15 protein-coding genes are annotated in these 18,238 nt (G+C 68.8%); 10 read left to right on the forward strand and 5 right to left on the reverse strand.

Annotated elements, in window-relative coordinates:
- The first annotated feature begins 114 nt into the window (after window positions 1-114).
- The 4 genes from CBM2594_RS19390 (at window position 115) to CBM2594_RS19405 (ending at window position 4,862) form a co-directional block, all read left to right on the forward strand.
- Complete coding sequence (locus CBM2594_RS19390; RefSeq protein WP_116358433.1) at window positions 115-2,106, forward strand: arylsulfatase; 1,992 nt, start codon at window positions 115-117, stop codon at window positions 2,104-2,106.
- A gap of 11 nt (window positions 2,107-2,117) precedes the next feature.
- A complete protein-coding gene (locus CBM2594_RS19395) occupies window positions 2,118-3,173 on the forward strand; it encodes a formylglycine-generating enzyme family protein (RefSeq protein WP_116358434.1) in 1,056 nt (351 codons plus the stop codon).
- Window positions 3,174-3,249: 76 nt separating this feature from the next.
- On the forward strand, window positions 3,250-3,957 hold the full coding sequence (locus CBM2594_RS19400) for a MetQ/NlpA family ABC transporter substrate-binding protein (protein ID WP_232346679.1): 708 nt from the start codon (window positions 3,250-3,252) through the stop codon (window positions 3,955-3,957).
- A complete protein-coding gene (locus CBM2594_RS19405) occupies window positions 3,954-4,862 on the forward strand; it encodes a YkgJ family cysteine cluster protein (protein WP_232346680.1) in 909 nt (302 codons plus the stop codon). The genes CBM2594_RS19400 and CBM2594_RS19405 overlap by 4 nt, the downstream gene beginning before the upstream one ends.
- 119 nt (window positions 4,863-4,981) lie before the next feature.
- Here CBM2594_RS19405 and CBM2594_RS19410 read toward each other — a convergent pair whose 3' ends face one another.
- Complete coding sequence (locus CBM2594_RS19410) at window positions 4,982-5,722, reverse strand: YceH family protein (RefSeq protein ID WP_116358436.1); 741 nt, start codon at window positions 5,720-5,722, stop codon at window positions 4,982-4,984.
- Window positions 5,723-5,930: 208 nt separating this feature from the next.
- Here CBM2594_RS19410 and CBM2594_RS19415 point away from each other — a divergent pair, with 208 nt between their 5' ends.
- Window positions 5,931-7,667 carry an FAD-dependent oxidoreductase gene (locus CBM2594_RS19415; RefSeq protein WP_116358437.1) on the forward strand — a complete coding sequence of 579 codons (1,737 nt, stop codon included), beginning with the start codon at window positions 5,931-5,933 and terminating at the stop codon, window positions 7,665-7,667.
- A 13-nt stretch (window positions 7,668-7,680) separates the two neighbouring features.
- On the opposite strand, the gene ada is transcribed toward CBM2594_RS19415, so the two are convergent.
- Together ada and CBM2594_RS19425 are read right to left on the reverse strand one after the other, a co-directional pair.
- On the reverse strand, window positions 7,681-8,763 hold the full coding sequence (gene ada / locus CBM2594_RS19420) for a bifunctional DNA-binding transcriptional regulator/O6-methylguanine-DNA methyltransferase Ada (RefSeq protein ID WP_116358438.1): 1,083 nt from the start codon (window positions 8,761-8,763) through the stop codon (window positions 7,681-7,683).
- An 8-nt stretch (window positions 8,764-8,771) separates the two neighbouring features.
- Window positions 8,772-9,578 carry a 2OG-Fe(II) oxygenase gene (locus CBM2594_RS19425; RefSeq protein WP_116358439.1) on the reverse strand — a complete coding sequence of 269 codons (807 nt, stop codon included), beginning with the start codon at window positions 9,576-9,578 and terminating at the stop codon, window positions 8,772-8,774.
- A 200-nt stretch (window positions 9,579-9,778) separates the two neighbouring features.
- Here CBM2594_RS19425 and CBM2594_RS19430 point away from each other — a divergent pair, with 200 nt between their 5' ends.
- Window positions 9,779-10,258 carry a nuclear transport factor 2 family protein gene (locus tag CBM2594_RS19430; protein WP_116358440.1) on the forward strand — a complete coding sequence of 160 codons (480 nt, stop codon included), beginning with the start codon at window positions 9,779-9,781 and terminating at the stop codon, window positions 10,256-10,258.
- Window positions 10,259-10,374: 116 nt separating this feature from the next.
- Here the strand turns inward: CBM2594_RS19430 and CBM2594_RS19435 are convergent, their stop codons facing one another.
- On the reverse strand, window positions 10,375-12,147 hold the full coding sequence (locus CBM2594_RS19435) for a dipeptidase (RefSeq protein WP_116358441.1): 1,773 nt from the start codon (window positions 12,145-12,147) through the stop codon (window positions 10,375-10,377).
- 256 nt (window positions 12,148-12,403) lie between these two features.
- Between CBM2594_RS19435 and CBM2594_RS19440 the strand changes: the two genes are divergently transcribed.
- From CBM2594_RS19440 to CBM2594_RS19450, 3 genes are all read left to right on the forward strand, one after another.
- Complete coding sequence (locus CBM2594_RS19440; RefSeq protein WP_116358442.1) at window positions 12,404-13,135, forward strand: glutathione peroxidase; 732 nt, start codon at window positions 12,404-12,406, stop codon at window positions 13,133-13,135.
- Between the two features lie 167 nt (window positions 13,136-13,302).
- The gene (locus CBM2594_RS19445) at window positions 13,303-14,703 is read left to right on the forward strand and encodes a dihydrolipoyl dehydrogenase (protein ID WP_116358443.1); all 1,401 of its coding nucleotides are present in this window, start codon (window positions 13,303-13,305) and stop codon (window positions 14,701-14,703) included.
- A 106-nt stretch (window positions 14,704-14,809) separates the two neighbouring features.
- A complete protein-coding gene (locus CBM2594_RS19450) occupies window positions 14,810-15,358 on the forward strand; it encodes a TetR/AcrR family transcriptional regulator (RefSeq protein ID WP_116358444.1) in 549 nt (182 codons plus the stop codon).
- Between the two features lie 13 nt (window positions 15,359-15,371).
- Here the strand turns inward: CBM2594_RS19450 and CBM2594_RS19455 are convergent, their stop codons facing one another.
- Window positions 15,372-15,710, reverse strand: coding sequence for a BrnA antitoxin family protein (locus CBM2594_RS19455; RefSeq protein ID WP_116358445.1), 339 nt, complete (start codon window positions 15,708-15,710; stop codon window positions 15,372-15,374).
- 238 nt (window positions 15,711-15,948) lie between these two features.
- Between CBM2594_RS19455 and CBM2594_RS19460 the strand changes: the two genes are divergently transcribed.
- Window positions 15,949-18,159, forward strand: coding sequence for a TonB-dependent siderophore receptor (locus CBM2594_RS19460; protein WP_116358446.1), 2,211 nt, complete (start codon window positions 15,949-15,951; stop codon window positions 18,157-18,159).
- Window positions 18,160-18,238: the final 79 nt, after the last annotated feature.

An 18,238-nucleotide genomic window follows, 5' to 3' on the forward strand; every position in this document is an offset into this window, starting at 1 on the left:
GCATGGTGCCCTTGGATGCGCCTCGCACAAGCATATGCAAAACCATTCGTTCTATGACGCGTGACGCATTCTTAGCATGACGCTTTTCCCGAGCCATTGAAGCGAGACCGGCGTATGACAACAACCAGAGCAGCGTCCCTCCCAACCCCGCGCCGCGCGCCCCGGCGGCGCCAGCTGGCAGCCCTGTGCCTGGGCGTGCTGGCGCTGGCCGCCGGCTGCGGCAGCGACGACAACCCGCCGGCCGGTGCCGGCGGGACGTCGACCGCGCAGCCGGACACCCCTCCACAGGCGGCACGGCGCCCCAACATCCTGTTCATCATGGCCGATGACCTGGGCTATTCCGACCTGGGCGCGTTCGGCAGCGAGATCCGCACCCCCAACCTGGACCAGCTGGTGCGCGATGGCCGGCTGCTGCCCAACCATCACACCGCGGCGGTGTGCGCGGTGACCCGCGCGATGATCATCTCGGGCACCGACCATCATCTGGTCGGCCAGGGCACCATGGCCAATACCGATGCCAACTACCTCGACGAGAACGGCAAACCCATTCCCGGCTACGAGGGCTACCTGAACGACCGCGCCCTGTCGATCGCGCAACTGCTCAAGGACGGCGGCTATCACACCTACATGGCCGGCAAGTGGCACCTGGGCAGCGGCCTGCCGAACGCCGGCAACCAGGGCACGGCGGTCGGTACCACGGCACCCGGCCAGACCCCTATCTCATGGGGCTTCGAGAAGAGCTATGCGCTGCTGGGCGGCGGCGGCGACCACTTCGGCCGCAACGGACCGACCGCCTACGTCGAGGACGAGCACTACGTCACGCCCGACACCACCAACTTCTATTCGACCGACTTCTATACCAGCACGATCCTGCGCTACATCGATTCCAGCACGGGCAAGAACGCCGACGGCAAGCCGTTCTTCGCCTACCTGACCTATCAGGCCCCGCACTCGCCGCTGCAGGCGCCGGCGGCCTACCTCGACCGCTACAAGGGCGTCTACGATGCTGGCTACGAGCCCATCCGCGCCGCACGGCTGGCGCGACAGAAGGCACTGGGCCTGATCCCGGCCGACTTCACGCCCAACCCCGGCCGCGACGAGACCCTGGCGGTCACGCCCGCCACGGCCAACTGGGGCACGGCGCAGGCCAGCTATATATCGGCCACGCGCAGCGCGGCGCAGGGTGGGGTGGATACGCGCGTGATGAACGCCAACAACAAGTGGGACAGCCTGAGCGCCGACGAGAAAAAGGCCCAGGCCCGCTTCATGGAAATCTACGCCGCCATGGTCGAGAACCTGGACGACAACATCGGCCGCGTGGTGCAGCACCTGAAGGACATCGGCGAATACGACAACACGCTGATCGTGTTCCAGTCCGACAACGGGCCGGAGGCCAGCTACTACGAGTTCGGCGGCAACTACGACCAGTCCTACAACTTGCGCAATGCCGACCCCGCGGTGTTCCCCACGCTCGGCACGCCCGACTACAAGGGCCGCGCCAACCTGGACTACGGCCAGCGCTGGGCCGAGGTCAGCGCCACGCCGTTCAAGCTGTGGAAGTCGTTCCTGTCCGAGGGCGGCCATTCGGTGCCGACCATCGTCAAGCTGCCGGGCGCGGCATCCGCGGCGCCGCAGGCGAAGCTGTCGGCGTTCACGCACGTGGTGGACCTGGCGCCGACCTTCCTGGAGCTGGCCGGCATCAGCGCGCCATCGACACCTGCCGCACCGCTGTACGACAGCAAGGGCGTGAACCGGAACGCGGGCAAGGTGGTGTACGACGGCCGCAATGTCTATCCGATCAGCGGCGTGTCGTTGCTGCCGACGCTGCAGGGCAGGACCGAAGCCACCGGGCGCACGACCTTTGCCGAAGAGCTGTACGGCCGCACCTATGTCTACAGCGACAACTGGAAAGCGGTGTGGATCGAGCCCCCGTTCGGGCCCGCGCATGGCGAATGGACGCTGTACGACATCCGCGCCGATCGTGGCGAGACCAACGACCTGGCGGCGCAGCGGCCCGACGTGCTGGCGGACCTGAAGGCCAGGTGGAATGACTATGCGGCCAGAGTGGGGGCGGTGCTGCCCAAGGTGCCGGGCATGATCTACTGATCGGGGCAGTGATGAAGCACAAGGCAAGTTCCTGGCGCATGCCGGCGCTGGCCATGGCCGCTGTCCTGGCCTTCGGTGGCGGCCTGGCGATGACGCGGGCCATGCCGGCCGGTGGCCTGGCTGATGGCCCGGTCGCCGGCGCGCGCCTTGGCACGCCGCAGCAGTGCGCGGCGTATGCCGGGCTGCCGCAAGGGTGGCGCCAGTCGCCCACGGCTGGCATGGTGCGCGTCGCGGGCGGCGAATTCGTGCCGGGCACCTTGCATGGCTATCCGGACGAGCGCCCGGCCGGCAAGGTCCGCGTGCGCTCGTTCTGGATCGACCAGACCGAGGTCACCGTGGCGCAGTTTGCCGCCTTCGTCCAGGCCACCGGCTATGTCACCGATGCCGAGCGCCAGGGCGCCGCCGTGGTGTTCCACGTGCCCACCGATGCCGAACTGCGCGCGCGTCCGTATGCATGGTGGTCGATGGTGCGCGGCGCCGACTGGCGCCATCCGCAAGGGCGCGCGGCGGCCGGGGCGGAAGCGGGCGGCGACGGCTGGCAGGCGCGCGCCGGCCAGCCGGTCACGCTGGTGACCCAGGCCGATGCGCTGGCCTACGCGCGCTGGCTGGGGCGCGAACTGCCGACCGAGGACGAATGGGAGTTTGCGGCCAAGGCCGGACGCAGCGATGCCGCACTGGAAACCGCGCCGCAGACGGCCGCGGGCACGCCCACGGCCAACTACTGGCAAGGCGTGTTTCCGGTGCTCAACACGTCGCGCGATGGCTTTGCCGGACTGGCGCCGGTGGGCTGCTATCCGCCCAATGGTCTTGCGCTGTTCGACATGATCGCCAACGCGTGGGAATGGACCGCGGACCCGTACACCGGCCCGCGGCAGTCGCATGCCAATGGCGATACCGCGGCGGTCGCGGGCCGGCACCGGGGCGCGCGCAGCGCGGTCATCAAGGGCGGCTCGTTCCTGTGCGCGCCGGACTTCTGCGTGCGCTACCGCGCGTCGGCGCGCGAGCCGGCGGAAAGCGACCTGCCCACGTCGCATATCGGCTTTCGGACGGTGCTGCGCGATGGTTGACCGGCGGCAAGTATTGACGACGGGCCTTGCGCTGCTGGTCCTGGTCACCAGCGAGCATGCCCGGGCGGAATTGGTCGTGCGAATCGGTGTGGCGCGCGATGCCGATGCCGAACTGCTGGCCGCGGCGCACGCCACCGCACTGCAGAACGGCGTGCGCATCGAGCCGGTGCGTTTTGCCGATGGCGCGCGGGCCGGCGCCGCGCTGGCAGCGGGGCGCGTCGATGCCAGCATCGCGCAGCACGCGCCGGCGCTGGCCCGGGTGCGGGGCCCGGGCGGGGCGCTGGTTCCTGTCGCCCATACCGTGACCTATCCCACCGGTCTCTATTCGCGCACCGCGGCACGGCTGGCAGCGTTGCCCGTGGGTGCCACGGTGGCGTTGCCCGCCGATGCGCAGGAGCTGGGGCGCGCCTTGCTGCTGATGCATCAGTACGGGCTGGTCCGCCTGGATACGGCAGCCGGCCTGCAGCCAGGGCTGCCGGACATCCGCGCCAATCCGCGCCGGCTGAAGTTCCGGCTGCTTGCGCAGCCACGGCTGGCATCGGCGCTTGCCGACCACGCGCTGGTGGCACTGCCGTTCGACGCGGCCGCGGCGGCGGGCCTGGCGCCCGCGCGCGACGCCATCGGCATGGAAGACGCACGCGTGCCGTTTGCCAGCGTGCTGGCGGTGCGCGCACCGGACCGCGAGGCAGCGTGGGTGGCGGCCACCGTGCGCAGCCTGCAATCCGGCCCGGTCAAGGCCTTTATCCTGGCCCGCTTCAACGACTCGGTGCGGCGGCCGTGGTGAGCGACGACACCGGCGCAGTGGTGTCATTCCACTGCAGCGCCTGCGGCAAGTGCTGCAATTCGCCGCCGCAACTCACGCTGGCCGAACTGTTTCGGCACCAGCATCGTTTTGTCGGGGCCATCGGGCTGCGGCGCATGCGGCCCGCTGACTCGGCGCACGCTGCTGACGCCGCTGGCCTTGCCGGCAGGCTGGGCCATGCGCTGCCCGGCGGCGACTACCTGATGCTGGCCGTGCAGGGCCTGGACTACCCATCGCTGAAGCGCTGCCCTGCATTGGCGGACGACAACGGCTGCGCGATTCACGCCAGCCGTCCGTCCACCTGCGCGATGGTTCCGCTAGACGCCTGGACCCCCGATGCGCTGCAGCCGGTGCTGCTGGCACAGCGGCGCGCGGGCCCTGGCTATATCGGCGCCGACTGCATCGCCGCCGGTCCGCGCGACGGCTTTCGCGAACTGGCACGGGGCGGGCGCGTGGCCGATCCGGCTTATGCCGACGCCTTGGAGCGCCGCCGCGACGACGAGGCGCAGGAAAAGTCAGTGTGGGGCGACCAGGTGTTCCGCTGGCTGCTGCCTGAACTGCTGGCGGCTGCGGGCGGCATCGCGGCCTTGCGGTTGACGGGCACCCGCACGATGGCATTGGTGCCCGCGCTGGCGGTGCTGGCGGGAGCCAGCGCGCGTAGCCGCGAGCGTTGCCTGGATTTTGCCGATGCCCAGGTGGCCCTGATCCGCCGCAACCTGGCTGCCGCACTGGCGCGCAAGCAGGCGGCGGATCGCCCGGTGACCGCGGAGCTTCGTGCGATGGAAGCCGCCTTGCTGCGGTTCTGCGGCCATTTGCGATCGGCGTCCGCCGACGCGGTGCCGGATCCTGATCACGCGGCTCGGGTGGCGTCGTATCTCGCGATCTAGCGCCACGGCGACCAGGTCTTGGGTTAATTGCGCAATTAACCGCCATGAATTGACCCCGCCCACCACTTCTGGCCAGCAGAGGAGTTGGGATTGAGCAGGGAAGGCCGGGGCGTGGCGGTTCAGCCGAGAAACTCGTCCGCGGAGATGCCGAGCTGCGCGGCCATGTGTTCGACCAGCCCTTGCAGCCTGGCCACCTTATCGGTCAGGGCCTGCTGCTCGGCGCGCAGCTGTTCCAGTTCGGCCGACGGTGCGCTGCCGCCCTCGGCGGCGCGCCCGGTGTCCTCGGCGGCCGCGGCGGCCACGGCGGCGCTGGCTTCGCCGCTCAGCAGGTGCATCCAGCGGTTTTCGCGCGCGCCCGGGGCGCGCGGCAGCCGCACCACGCGCGGCGGCGTCTGGCTGGCCAGTTCGTCCAGGAAGGCCTCGACCGAGGAAATGTCGGCAAAACCATGCAGGCGCGCGGTATTCAGGCGCAGTTCGGCGGCGGTCTGCGGGCCGCGCAGCAGCAGCATCGCCAGCAGGGCGACCGACTGGCTGGGCACGCCCAGCGCCCGCTGCATGTTGTGCTCGAAGCGCGGCACGCGGCTGCTGCTGCCTTCAAAGACCAGGCTCAGGCCCTTGAGGCCGTCGATGGCCTCCAGGATCTCGGCCTCGCTGACGTTCATCACCGGCGCGCGCGCGGTCTTCTGGTTGCAGCCGGAAGCCAGCGCGTTGAGCGACAGCGGATAGGTATCGGGTACGGTGTGCTGCTTCTCGACCAGCACGCCGAGCACGCGGCCCTCGACTGGCGTGAGCGGGCGCAATGCCGGGCGTGCGGGACGGTCGCCGGGCTGGTTCGGATCGGATTCAGGGGTGGATGGCATCAAGGCTTGTGATTTCTGACTGTGGCGGCGGTGGGCAAAGGCTTGCCGGAGCGCCGAGGCGACCATTCAATCCCAAGCCGGCGCAATGCGCAACTGCCGGCGCCGCCGGCCTCGCATTCCGTGTCGCGCCGTCTACTATCGATAGGCCGCGCCGCGGCAGCCGGGATGCGGTCCGTCCGGCGGGTAGTGACGGGATCAGGGAGGCAGCATGGCGAACTTGCAGGCGGAGGCAGTGGCAGCCGATGTGGACCCGAATGCGGACGCCGGTGGCGGGCTGGAGGCCCCGTACTCCACGCTCGAATCACGCTGGCACCAGATGTTCCCGCAGCTGAGCGCCGACGAGATGGCGCGCGTGCGGCGCTTCGGCACCCCGCAGAGCTGGCGCGCCGGCGAGAAGCTGTTTGCCATCGGCGAGACCGGGCGCGGCATGTACCTGGTCACCAGCGGCCGCGTGCGCGTGATGCGGCGCGACGGCCTGGGACGCGAACACCAGATCACCGAGCAGGGGCCGGGGCACTTCCTGGCCGAGGTCGGCACCCTGTCCGGGCGGCCCGCGCTGGTCGACGGCATCGCCGTCACCGACACCGACGGCTACGTGATCCTGCCGGACCGGCTGCGCGCGCTGCTGGTGGCCGAGGCCGAACTGGGCGAGCGCATCATGCGCGCGCTGATCCTGCGCCGCGTCGGGCTGATCGAGTTCGGCAGCGGCCCGGTGCTGGTGGGCCACGGCACCGAGCCGCAGCTGCTGGCGCTGCAGGCCTTCCTGCGCCGCAACGGCCACCCGCATACCGTCATCGATATCGACGCCGACCGCGATTGCTCCTTGCTGCTCGACTACGCCAACGCCCCCGCCAGCGACTTTCCGCTGGTGATCTGCGCCGACGGCCGCGTGCTGCGCGCCCCGGACGAAGGCCAGCTGGCGTCGTGCCTGGGGCTGCTGCCGGAGTTCGATCCGGACCACGTCTATGACGTGGTGGTGGTCGGGGCCGGGCCGGCCGGGCTGGCGACGGCGGTCTATGCCGCGTCCGAGGGCCTGTCGGTGGCGGTGATCGATTGCCGCTCGCCGGGCGGGCAGGCGGGCGCGAGCGCGCGCATCGAGAACTACCTAGGCTTTCCGACCGGCATCTCCGGACAGGCGCTGGCGGGGCGCGCGTTCGTGCAGGCGCTCAAGTTCGGCGCGCATATCGCCATTCCGCTGGAGGTCAAGGCACTGCATTGCGGCGCCGATCCGATCCGGCTGGAACTGGCCGACGGCCGCCTGGTGCCGACCCACACCGTGGTGATCGCCACCGGCGCGCAGTACCGCCGGCCCGGCATCGCCGAGCTCGAGCATTTTGAAGGCCGCGGCGTGTATTACTGGGCCTCGCCGGTGGAGGCCAAGCTGTGCAGGAACGAGCCGGCGATGCTGGTGGGCGGCGGCAATTCGGCCGGGCAGGCGGCGGTGTTCCTGGCCTCGCACGCGGCGCACGTGCATATGCTGGTGCGCGGCCCCGGCCTGGCGGCCACCATGTCGCGCTACCTGATCGACCGCATCGCCGCGCTGCCGAATATCACGCTGCATACCCATGCCCAGATCAGCGCGCTGGACGGGGACGGTTGGCTCAGCGCGGTGCATTACGATTGCCGCGCGGAGCATCCCGTGCCGGTCACCATGGCAGTGCGGCACCTGTTCCTGTTCATCGGCGCCGATCCCAATGCGGCGTGGCTGCGCACCTGCCATGTCGAGGTCGATGGCAAGGGCTTCGTGCGCACCGGCGGCGGCGCGCTGGGCTGCGCGTCGGCGGTGCCGTATCCGCTGCAGACCAGCGTGCCGGGCGTGTTTGCGATCGGCGACGTGCGCGCGGGATCGACCAAGCGCGTGGCGGCCGCGGTTGGCGAAGGCGCGGCGGTGGTGGCGCAGATCCACGACTACCTGGCACGGGTCCAGGCTACTGCCAGTCATTGAGCGGCAGGGCGGCTCAGCCCTGCGCCTCGCGCTCCAGCAGCTCGCGCTTGCGCGCCACGCCCCAGCGGTAGCCCGACAGGTCGCCGTCGCTGCGCACCACGCGATGGCAGGGAATCGCCACGGCCAGGTGGTTGGCCGCGCAGGCCTGCGCCACCGCGCGCACCGCGCGCGGCGCGCCGATGCGGGCCGCAATCTCGGCGTAGCTGGCGGTGCTGCCGGCGGGGATCTCGCGCAAGGCCTGCCAGACGCGCTGCTGGAACGCGGTGCCACGCACGTCCAGCGGCAGCGCCAGGCCGATCGCAGGCGCTTCGATCAGCCCCACCACCTGCGCGACCAGTTGCTCGAACTGCGCGTCGCCGCCGATCAGGTTGGCGCGCGGGAAGCGGTCCTGCAGGTCTTGCAGCAGCGCTTGCGGATCGTCGCCCAGCAGGATCGCGCAGACGCCGCGCGCGCTCTGCGCCACCAGGATCGCGCCCAGCGAGCATTGGCCGATGGCAAAGCGGATATCCATGTCGGCGCCGCCGGCGCGGTAGCGCGAAGGGGTCATGCCGAGCACGGCGTCGGAGGTCTCGTAGAAGCGGCTGTTGGAGCCGAAGCCGGCATCGTAGATGGCCTCGGTCACGGATTCGCTGCTGCCCAGCTGCTCGCGCAGTTTCCGCGCGCGATGCGCGGCGGCGTAGGCGCGCGGGGTCAGGCCGGTGGCGGTCTTGAACAGGCGGTGGAAGTGGTAGGGGCTGACGCCCGCGGCGCTGGCCAGTTCCGGCAGCGTGGGCACGGTGTCGGCGGCCTCGATGCGGCGGCAGGCCTCGGCCACCATGGCCGCGTGCCGTGCCGCCAGCGCGGGCGGTGCCGCGCGGCGGCTGGGCCGGTAGCCGGCGGCTTCGGCCGCCGCGGCACTATCGAAGAACTCGACATTGGCCGGATGCGGCAGGCGCGACGGGCTGCTCGGCAGGCAATAGACGCCGGTGGTCCTGACCGCATAGACGAAGTCGCGGTCGGCGCCGGGGTCGCGCGCCAGCACGCGTGCCCAGCGCGGGTCCTGTTCGACGGGGCCGGCCTGGGCCGGTTGTAGGGAATGGCGGATGGAGCGGGTCATGGCGGGCCTCACGTAGCGTCGTGAAAGATGATGCCGAGCGTGTAGCGCTGTCCGGCATGCAGCCGGCTCACGCCATGGCGCAGGTTGACGCGATAGCTGCCGCGGCTGCCCTGCACCGGCCGCTGGCTGACCGCGAACACCACGGCATCGCCCTGGCGCAGCGCCACCACCTCGGCGCGCGACTGCATGCGCGGGCGCTGCTCGGTCAGCACGAACTCGCCGCCGGTGAAGTCGCGGCCGGGTTCGCAGAGCAGGATCGCGACCTGCAGCGGGAACACATGCTCGCCGTACAGGTCCTGGTGCAGGCAGTTGTAGTCGCCCGGGCCGTAGCGCAGCAGCAGGGGCGTTGGCCGCAACTGGCCGGCGTGGTGGCAGCGCGCGATGAAGTCCTGGTGCGCGGCAGGATAACGGATGTCGCTGCCCATGGCGGCGTTCCAGCGGTTGGCCACCGGCACCACGTGCGGGTAGAGCGCCGTGCGCAGTGCGGCGACCAGGCCGGGCAGGGGATAGCGGAAGTACTTGTATTCGCCCTGGCCGAAGCCGTGCCGGCGCATCTCGATGCGAGAGCGGTACAGCGCGTCGTTGCCATAGCCGGCCGCGAGCGCGTCGCATTCTTCGGTCGACAACAGGCCGGGAATCGCCGCACAGCCGTAGTCGTCAAGATCGCGCGCGACGGCAGCCCAGTCGATGCCATCGACCCGGGTGGCCACGTCCGCGTCATGCCGGCGCTGCACGGCCGCGACACTTGCCCGCGGAACCGGCCGGCGCGGTCCTGCGACGGCTATCTCCGGCTGCTGAATCTGGCTGGTGCCCACTGCAAATCTCCTGTCTTGTGCTTGCATGGTGCCAACTTTAGGGCGAGCGCGTGCGCGCCACACTCCGGGTCTTGCTTTTGAATTCTGCCGCCGTTCGTTGCGAGGCGCGCCTTGACAAGACAGATCTGTCTACTAATAATGAGACAGACCTGTATCATTTCTCTTCCCGGCTTGAACGCCTGTCCCGCAAAGGAGCCCGTATGTCCGCAACCGTTGAAACCCGTCCGCCGCTGCCCCCGTTTACCCGCGAAACCGCCATCGCCAAGGTCCGCGCCGCCGAGGACGGCTGGAACAGCCGCGACCCGGCGCGCGTGGCGCTGGCCTATACCGTCGACAGCGCATGGCGCAACCGCGCCGAGTTCGTCAACGGCCGCGCCGATATCGTCGCGTTCCTGCAGCGCAAGTGGCAGAAGGAACTGGACTACCGGCTGATCAAGGAGCTATGGGTGCACGAAGCCAACCGCATCGCGGTGCGCTTTGCCTATGAATGGCACGACGATTCCGGCAACTGGTACCGGTCGTACGGCAACGAGAACTGGGAGTTCGATGACGCGGGGCTGATGCGCAAGCGCTTTGCCTGCATCAACGATGCGCCGATCCGGGCGGAGGAGCGCAAGTTCCACTGGCCGCTGGGCCGGCGTCCGGACGGGCATCCGGGGTTGAGTGAGTTGGGGTTGTGATGCGGGGACGGACGGTGAAGTAAAACTTGTCGGTGTGCCAGGGCCTGCCCTCTCCCCCGGCCCCTCTCCCGCGCGCGAGAGAGGGGAGAAAACCATCGGGGTTTGGAGGATCCTGCTTACTGCATCTTGTCCAGGTTCCCGATCCGCACCAGCATCTCGGTGAACATCTGCATGTCGAGGTTGAGGTCGGCCACTTCCTTGTACTCGCGCGCGTTGTGCGCGGTGTACTTCTTGCCCGGCATGGCCGGCCCGAAGTTGATGGCGTTGGGCATCAGCTTGGCGGTGGTGCTGCCGGCGGTGGCGACCGGCTTGGCTTCCAGCCCGGTGGTATCGCCGAAGATGTTCAGCAGCGTCGACAGCCACGCGCCTTTCGGATCGCGCGCCATCCAGTTGCCCTGGTCGTACTTGATCTCGACCGGCCCATGGGTGGCGGCCCAGCCGAAAATGCGCTTGGTGATCTTGCCGCCCAGTTCGTCCGGCGTGCGCCCGCGCGGCATGCGCACGTTGGTGACCACATCGACGTATTCGCCGCGCTCGCGCACCAGCGTGGGGGACATGGTCAGCGGGCCCATGAACGGGTCGCGGTAGGCCACGTCCATGCGGTTGCCCAGGTAGTCCAGGCCGTACAGGTCGTTGAGGTAGCGCACCGCGTTCAGGTAGTGGTTCTCGGCAAAGCGCACGCCGCTGGCCTGCAGGAACAGCGCCAGCCGCGGCAGCGGGTTCACGCCTTCTTCCGGTCGCGAGCCGTGCGCCGAGGCACCGGTCACCTTGACTTCGACGTCGTTGCCGGCGCGCTTCACGTCGATCGAGAACTTGCCGCGCGGCGCGTAGCGGCGCAGGAATTCCGCGCGCGCCTGTTCAAGCGCGGCAGCCACTGCCGCGGGGTCGCCGCCGGCGATGCGCGCCGTGGCGGTCTCGGGGATGGCGTTGGCCGAGGCCGCGCCGCGCATCGCGACAATGGCCGGGCCCTTGCCGTTGGCCTGGCTGGGTGCGCGCTTGTCGTCGGCCGCCTTGATGCCGAACGAGACCGTCAGCGTGCCCGAGCCTTTCTCGGCCACCACGGCCGGATACTTGCTGTCGAGCACCACGTTGTACTCGGGCAGCGTGGTGTGCTGGCGGTAGTACTTCATGCCGTCGCCGCCGGTTTCCTCGGTGGTTTCGATCATCAGCCGGATGCTGCGCTCGAGCGGCACGCCGCTTTCCTTGACGGTCTTCATCGCGTACAGGACCGCGGCGATCGAGCCCTTGTCGTCGATGGTGCCGCGCCCGTACAGCAGGTCGCCGATGCGCGTGATCCGGAACGGGTCGAGCCTGGTGCCGTCGTCCAGCACCCATTCCTCGGCCACGGCCGGCACCACGTCGGCATGGGTCAGGATGCCGAAGGTGTCCTTGCCGCCGCCGGGCAGCGTCACTTCGAAGACCCGGTTGTCGACATTGCGATAGGCCAGCCCGAATTCGCGCGCCATGCCTTCGATCATCTTGCCGAACTCGATGATGGCGGGGTTCTCGTGCTGCGCGATCTTTTCGTCGCGCACGGTGCGCAACGCCACCATCTTGCCGAGCACGTCGATGGCGGCGGTCTCGTTGCGCAGCCGGTTGTAAACCCCGAGCAGCCGGGCGACATTGACCAGGTTGTCGCCTGACAGCGGCGCTTTGGACTGCCACGCCGCCACCGCCGGCGCGACCAGCGGCTCGGCCCTGGCCGCCGCCGCCATGAACGCCGGCAAGTCGGACTGGGCCGCCCTGGCCACGGCCGGGCTGTTGCCGGTCAGGGCTTCCAGCGCCGGTTTCTTCAGCGTCTGGGCGTGCCCGGGAAGGGCCAGCGCGAGCGCTAGCGCCAGCAGGGGTGCCCACCGATAGCGGTACGGCAGGCGGCAAGGTCGGGTCATTGCAGAGGAAGGGAGTCCGATGGGGATGCCGCATGATAGGGCACTCTGCCGGGTTTTCCCGAAAAAAAATGCTTTTTCGTCCGCGCGGGCGGGACGACGTCCGGGCCCATAGCGTGGTCTATGCGGCAATCATAGTCTTTGGCAATCAACGTCGTTGAGACGATGAATTGTACAAATCACTTCCCGGTCGACAGAATGGGGCCTTCGCTGCAACCCGCAGCCGAAACCAACCCGATCCAGAACCAGGAGTGAACTGATGCTGCAATCCCGCGAAGGCCAACGCGTCCCCAATGTCGCTTTCCGTGTCCGTGAAGACAACGAGTGGAAGACCGTCACCACCGGCGAGCTGTTCGACGGCAAGACCGTGGTGGTGTTCTCGCTGCCGGGCGCGTTCACGCCGACCTGTTCCTCGACCCACCTGCCGCGCTACAACGAGCTGGCGCCGGTGTTCGCCCGGCACGGCGTTGACGACATCCTGTGCGTGTCGGTGAACGACACCTTCGTGATGAACGAGTGGGCCAAGGACCAGGAATCCGCAAACATCACCATGATCCCCGATGGCAACGGCGAATTCACCGAAGGCATGGGCATGCTGGTGGACAAGGCCGACCTGGGCTTCGGCAAGCGCAGCTGGCGCTATGCGATGCTGGTCAGGGACGGCGTGGTGCAGAAGATGTTCATCGAGCCGGAAGAGCCGGGCGACCCGTTCAAGGTGTCCGACGCCGACACCATGCTGGCCTACATCGCCCCCGGCGCGCGCAAGCCTGACCAGGTGGTGGTGTTCTCCAAGGTCGGCTGCTCGTTCTGCGCCAAGGCCAAGCAGCTGCTGGACGACAACGGCTTCGACTACATCGACGTGCCGCTCGACAACAAGGTCCGCGGCAAGGTGCTGGGCGCCGTGTCGGGCGAGATGACCGCACCGCAGGTCTTTATCAACGGCAAGCTGATCGGCGGCGCCGAAGCGCTGCAGCAGTACCTGGCCAGCTAAGCCGCCCTCAGCGGCTTCCGTTCAGCCGCTTCCCATTGTTGCCCCAACCCACGGGGCCGGCAGTCGCCGGACCCGATGGCGCCGCCTTGCCCGAACCGCGCCGGGCAGCGCCATCCAGCCCGCTGATTGCCCCAGCCTGACGCTTAGAACACAAAGGAACCACCGCCATGACCACCATCCAGACCGACGTCGCCGTGATCGGCGCGGGCACCGCCGGCCTTGCCGCCTACCGCGCCGCGATTGCGGCGGGCAAGCGCGCCGTGATCATCGAGGGCGGCCCCTACGGCACCACCTGTGCCCGCGTGGGCTGCATGCCGTCCAAGCTGCTGATCGCCGCCGCCGAGGCCGCGCATGAGGCGCGCCACACCGCGCCGTTCGGCGTCCATGTCGACGGCCAGATCCGCATCGACGGCCGCGAGGTGATGGCGCGCGTGCGCAGCGAGCGCGACCGCTTCGTCGGCTTCGTGGTGCGCGGCGTCGAGAACATCGCGCCGGCCGACCGCATTCGCGGCCATGCCCGCTTTATCGACACCACCACGCTGGACGTGGACGGGCACACCACCGTGCGCGCCAGCCGCGTGGTCATCGCCACCGGGTCTGCGCCGGTGCTTCCCGCGCCGTTCCGCGTGTTCGGCGACCGCCTGATCGTCAATGACGATGTGTTCGCGTGGCAGGACCTGCCCGGCAGCGTGGTGGTGTTCGGGCCCGGCGTGATCGGGCTGGAGCTGGGCCAGGCGCTGTCGCGGCTGGGCGTGCGGGTGCGCGTGTTCGGCGTCAGCGGCTCGCTCGGGCCGCTGACCGACCCGGTGATTCGCGCCGACGCGGCCCGCAACTTCAACCAGGAGTTCTATCTCGATCCCGACGCCAAGGTGACCGACATGGGCCGCGATGGCGACCAGGTGGTGGTGACCTACCTCGACCGCGAAGGCCGCAGCGTGACCGAGCGCTTCGACTACGCGCTGGCCGCCACCGGGCGCGCGCCCAATGTGCGCGGCCTGGGCCTGGAGAACACCGGCCTGGCGCTGGATGCGCGCGGCGTGCCGCTGTTCGACGCGCGGACGCTGCAGTGCGGCAACGCGCCGGTCTTTATCGCCGGCGATGCCAACAACATCCTGCCGCTGCTGCACGAGGCCGCCGACGAAGGCAAGGCCGCCGGCGAGAACGCCGCCAGCTATCCGCAGGTCAGGCCGCTGGCGCGCCGCGCGCCGATCGCGGTGGTGTTCACCGACCCGCAGATCGCGATGGTCGGCCAGCGCTACGCAGACCTGGCGGCGCGCGGGGAAGACACCTTCGTGACCGGCGCGGTCAGCTTCGAAGACCAGGGCCGCAGCCGCGTCATGCTGAAGAACCGGGGGCTGATGCATGTCTATGCCGACAAGGCCACGGGCCGCTTCCTGGGCGCCGAATGGACCGGCCCGCGGGCCGAGCATATCGCTCACCTGCTGGCATGGTCGTACCAGCAGGGGCTGACCATCGCGCAGATGCTGACGATGCCGTTCTACCACCCGGTGGTGGAAGAAGGCCTGCGCACCGCGCTGCGCGATGCGGCCGCCAGGCTCGAAGGCTGAAGTCGCGGCGATTGCTAGACAGGTCTGTCTGTCATAGTATCGAGACACAGGCCGGGGCAGCGCGCCGCGCCGCCCCGGCCGTTCTTGCCACCCACGCTTGCACACAATGGCCACGCCTTCCGCCCGCGACCGCATCCTCGACACCGCTGCCCGCCTGTTCTACCAGGAGGGCTATCGCGCCACCGGCATCGACCGGATCATTGCCGAATCCGGCGTGGCCAAGATGTCGCTCTACCGTCATTTCCCCTCCAAGAACGCGCTGATCGCGGCGTTCCTGGCGCGCCGGCATGACGAGTGGATGGCGTGGTTCCGCCAGGACGTGGAAGCCCGCCTGGCCGAGCGGCCTCACCTCGACGTGATCGCCGACACGCTGGCCGACTGGTTCATCCGCGACTTCCGCGGCTGCGCCTTCATCAACGTGGTGGCCGAGGCGGGCGGCGACGACGAGGCGACACAGCAGGCCGTGGCCCACAAGGTCGAACTGGAGGCCTTCATTGCCGGGATCGCGGCTCGCCTGGGCCTGAGCGCGCCCCAGGCGGTGGCGGCGGAAGCGATGCTGTGCATCGAGGGCATGATCGTGCGCTACCAGATGCAGCCAGATCGCGCGGTGATCGACGCGGGCAGGCGGTTGCTTGGCCGCCTGCAGGGCCCATGACGGAATGTCCGGCCTAGCGCCTGGGCAGCATCCGGCGCGAAGCCGCATAGTCGCGCAGCGCCTCATTCATCAGCGTTTGCCAGCCGCTGCCGGTTGCCTTGTAGGCCGCCAGGACGTCGGGGTCAATGCGTAGCGTCTGATTGACCTTGCGCTCACTGACCGGTTTGGCCGGCCTGCCACGGCGTTTGGTCAGGGCGTCGGCTTTGTCCTTGCCGAGTACCTCGCGCGCAGGCCGCATCTCCTTGATCTGCCCGGTCGGCAACGATACCGCATCGCTGTCTTCTGCAATGCCGCGCGCGATAGCGGTGTCCTCTGCGGGGGTGGGGCGGATGAGGTCAGGTTTCCTGTTCATAGCGGCACGAGATGTCGATGCACTATTTAAATGCTACAGCATAAAAATACGGCTGAACCGCTATGCAGCGGGAATCGATCCGCCCGCGGACGACAATCTTCCGAAATCTGCTCGCTATGTATCGCTTCTAACACATTCACGCTACAATTCTGATGTAATCACGAATCATTCCTATTCGTAATCAGAATTTTCCACTTGTGATGCCGCTTCCGGCATCGCCACCTCCGATCCCTGAGTGATGCCTCTGCACCCGACCTTGCGGGCGAAGCCACGCTTTGCCCGCTCCGCGCTGGTTACCCCGCGCGGCCTTTCCCTGACCACCCTTGTGCTGAGCCTGCAAGCCGGCGGCGTGTTTGCGCAGTCCGGCGAGGCCGCGGCGCCTGCCACGCCGACGGCCGCGGCCGCGGCAGAGCTGCCTGCGGTCACGGTCCGCGCGACCAGCGACGATGAAACCGCAACCGGCCCGGTCCATGGCTTTGTGGCGAAACGCAGCGCCACCGCCACCAAGACCGACACGCCGGTGATGGAGACGCCCCAGTCGATCACCGTCATCACGCGCGACCGCATGGAGGCGCAGGGCGCGCAGACCGTGCAGCAGGCCATCGGCTATAGCGCCGGGGTCTACGCCGGTCCCTTCGGCAATGACGCGCGCGGTGACTGGGGCAAGTTCCGTGGCACGGATTTCACGCAGTATCGCGATGGCCTGCTGAACCAGGTCGGCTTCTACAACAACGTGCGCCCCGACGTGTACGCGCTGGAGCGCATCGACGTGCTGCGCGGGCCTTCGTCGATGCTGTTCGGGCAGGGCGCGGTCGGCGGCATCCTGAACCTGGTCAGCAAGCGCCCGCAGCCGGAAGCGGCGCGCGAGATCGGCGTGCAGTTCGGCAACTACAACCGCAAGCAGGTGCAGGCCGACCTGACCGGGCCGCTCGATGCGGACGGCAAGTGGCTGTACCGCCTGGTGGCGCTGGCGCGCGACAGCGACACGCAGGTGGACTACGTGCAGGACAACCGCTACCTGCTGGCGCCCTCGCTGACATGGCGGCCGAGCCAGGACACTTCGCTGACGCTGCTGGCCAACTTCCAGCGCGATGTCAGCGGGACCTCGGTCGGCTTCTTCCCGTGGCGTGGCACGCTGTATCCGAACCCGGGCGGGCAGATTCCCGACCACCTGTTCATCAGCGAACCCGGCTTCGACCGCTATACCGCGGAGCAGCAGTCGGTCGGCTACGAGTTCCAGCACAAGTTCAACGACACCGTGACGGTGCGGCAGAACCTGCGTTACTCGCACAGTTCGGTGGATTACCGCAGCATTTACGCGCGATTCAACGATGCCAATCGTGGCTGGGTACCCGGCAGCAACACGCTGCTGAACCGCACCGTCTACGTGAACCAGCCGACGCTGAATTCCTTTGCGGTGGACACGCAGGCGCAGACCAACTTCCGCACCGGCCCGGTCCAGCACACGCTGCTGACGGGCGTTGATTACCAGCACGCCGAAATCACCGGAAACACCGGGGTAGGTGGTTCCGCCGCGCCGCTCGATGTGTTCAACCCGGTCTACGGCAATTTCACTGCGCCGGGCACGCGCGCGCTGAGCCCCGCCACGCAGGCGCAGACCGGCCTGTACGTGCAGGACCAGCTGGCCTGGAACAAGTGGCTGCTGATGCTGGGGCTGCGCTATGACTGGTCGCGCGCCGCGCAGGACAACACGCCTTCGGCCAGCCGCGACGACAGCGAGCTGACCAAGCGCGCCGGCCTGATGTACCGCTCGGACATCGGCCTGAACCCGTACGTCAGCTACTCCGAGTCGTTCCAGGGGCTGGCCGGGTTCAACAAGGCCAACCAGGCCTTCAAGCCGCTGCGCGGTTCGCAGTGGGAGGCCGGTATCAAGTACCAGCCGCCGGGCAAGAACGCCACGCTGACCATCGCGGCGTTCGACATGCGCGAGAAGAACCGCAAGACCGCGGGCGTGGTCAACGGCATTCCGGATTCGGTGCAGGTGGGCGAGGCGCGCACGCGCGGCATCGAGGTGGAGGCACTGGCTTCGCTGACCAACCGGCTGGACCTGATCGCGACCTACACCTACCTGGATGCGCGCGTGATCGACGGCAGCGCGGCCGAGGTCGGCAAGAAGCTGGCGAGCACGCCGTCGAACATGGCATCGCTGTGGGCCAACTATCGCTTCAAGCTGTTCGGGATGCCGGGCTTCGTCGCGGGCGGCGGGCTGCGCTATGTCGGACCCAGCTATGACGGCACCGACCAGAACCGGGTGGGCGGCGTGACGCTGTACGACGCGATGATCGCCTATGACCATGGTCCGCTGCGGGTCGCGCTGAATGCCAACAACCTGTTCGACAAGCAGTTCCTGACCACCTGCCTCGCGCGCGGCGACTGCTACTTCGGCGCGCGCCGCACAGTGGTGGGCAGTGTCACCTATCGCTTCTGATCCGCGACCGGCGCGCGCAGAAACGGGCCCCCGGCCGGGGTGGTCAGGGGCCCGATAAGAATAGAGACGCCCGTCGGCG

The organism is Cupriavidus taiwanensis (assembly GCF_900249755.1).
Classification (GTDB): Bacteria; Pseudomonadota; Gammaproteobacteria; order Burkholderiales; family Burkholderiaceae; genus Cupriavidus; species Cupriavidus taiwanensis_D.

What these genes read in the sequence shown, in the direction of transcription:
- CBM2594_RS19435 (WP_116358441.1), bottom strand. Translation starts at nt 12,147, where the DNA reads ATGACCCGACCTTGCCGCCTGCCGTACCGCTATCGGTGGGCACCCCTG.
- CBM2594_RS19450 (WP_116358444.1), top strand. Translation starts at nt 14,810, where the DNA reads ATGGCCACGCCTTCCGCCCGCGACCGCATCCTCGACACCGCTGCCCGC.
- CBM2594_RS19410 (WP_116358436.1), bottom strand. Translation starts at nt 5,722, where the DNA reads ATGCCATCCACCCCTGAATCCGATCCGAACCAGCCCGGCGACCGTCCC.
- CBM2594_RS19460 (WP_116358446.1), top strand. Translation starts at nt 15,949, where the DNA reads ATGCCTCTGCACCCGACCTTGCGGGCGAAGCCACGCTTTGCCCGCTCC.
- CBM2594_RS19440 (WP_116358442.1), top strand. Translation starts at nt 12,404, where the DNA reads ATGCTGCAATCCCGCGAAGGCCAACGCGTCCCCAATGTCGCTTTCCGT.
- CBM2594_RS19455 (WP_116358445.1), bottom strand. Translation starts at nt 15,710, where the DNA reads ATGAACAGGAAACCTGACCTCATCCGCCCCACCCCCGCAGAGGACACC.
- CBM2594_RS19395 (WP_116358434.1), top strand. Translation starts at nt 2,118, where the DNA reads ATGAAGCACAAGGCAAGTTCCTGGCGCATGCCGGCGCTGGCCATGGCC.
- ada (WP_116358438.1), bottom strand. Translation starts at nt 8,763, where the DNA reads ATGACCCGCTCCATCCGCCATTCCCTACAACCGGCCCAGGCCGGCCCC.
- CBM2594_RS19430 (WP_116358440.1), top strand. Translation starts at nt 9,779, where the DNA reads ATGTCCGCAACCGTTGAAACCCGTCCGCCGCTGCCCCCGTTTACCCGC.
- CBM2594_RS19415 (WP_116358437.1), top strand. Translation starts at nt 5,931, where the DNA reads ATGGCGAACTTGCAGGCGGAGGCAGTGGCAGCCGATGTGGACCCGAAT.
- CBM2594_RS19445 (WP_116358443.1), top strand. Translation starts at nt 13,303, where the DNA reads ATGACCACCATCCAGACCGACGTCGCCGTGATCGGCGCGGGCACCGCC.
- CBM2594_RS19390 (WP_116358433.1), top strand. Translation starts at nt 115, where the DNA reads ATGACAACAACCAGAGCAGCGTCCCTCCCAACCCCGCGCCGCGCGCCC.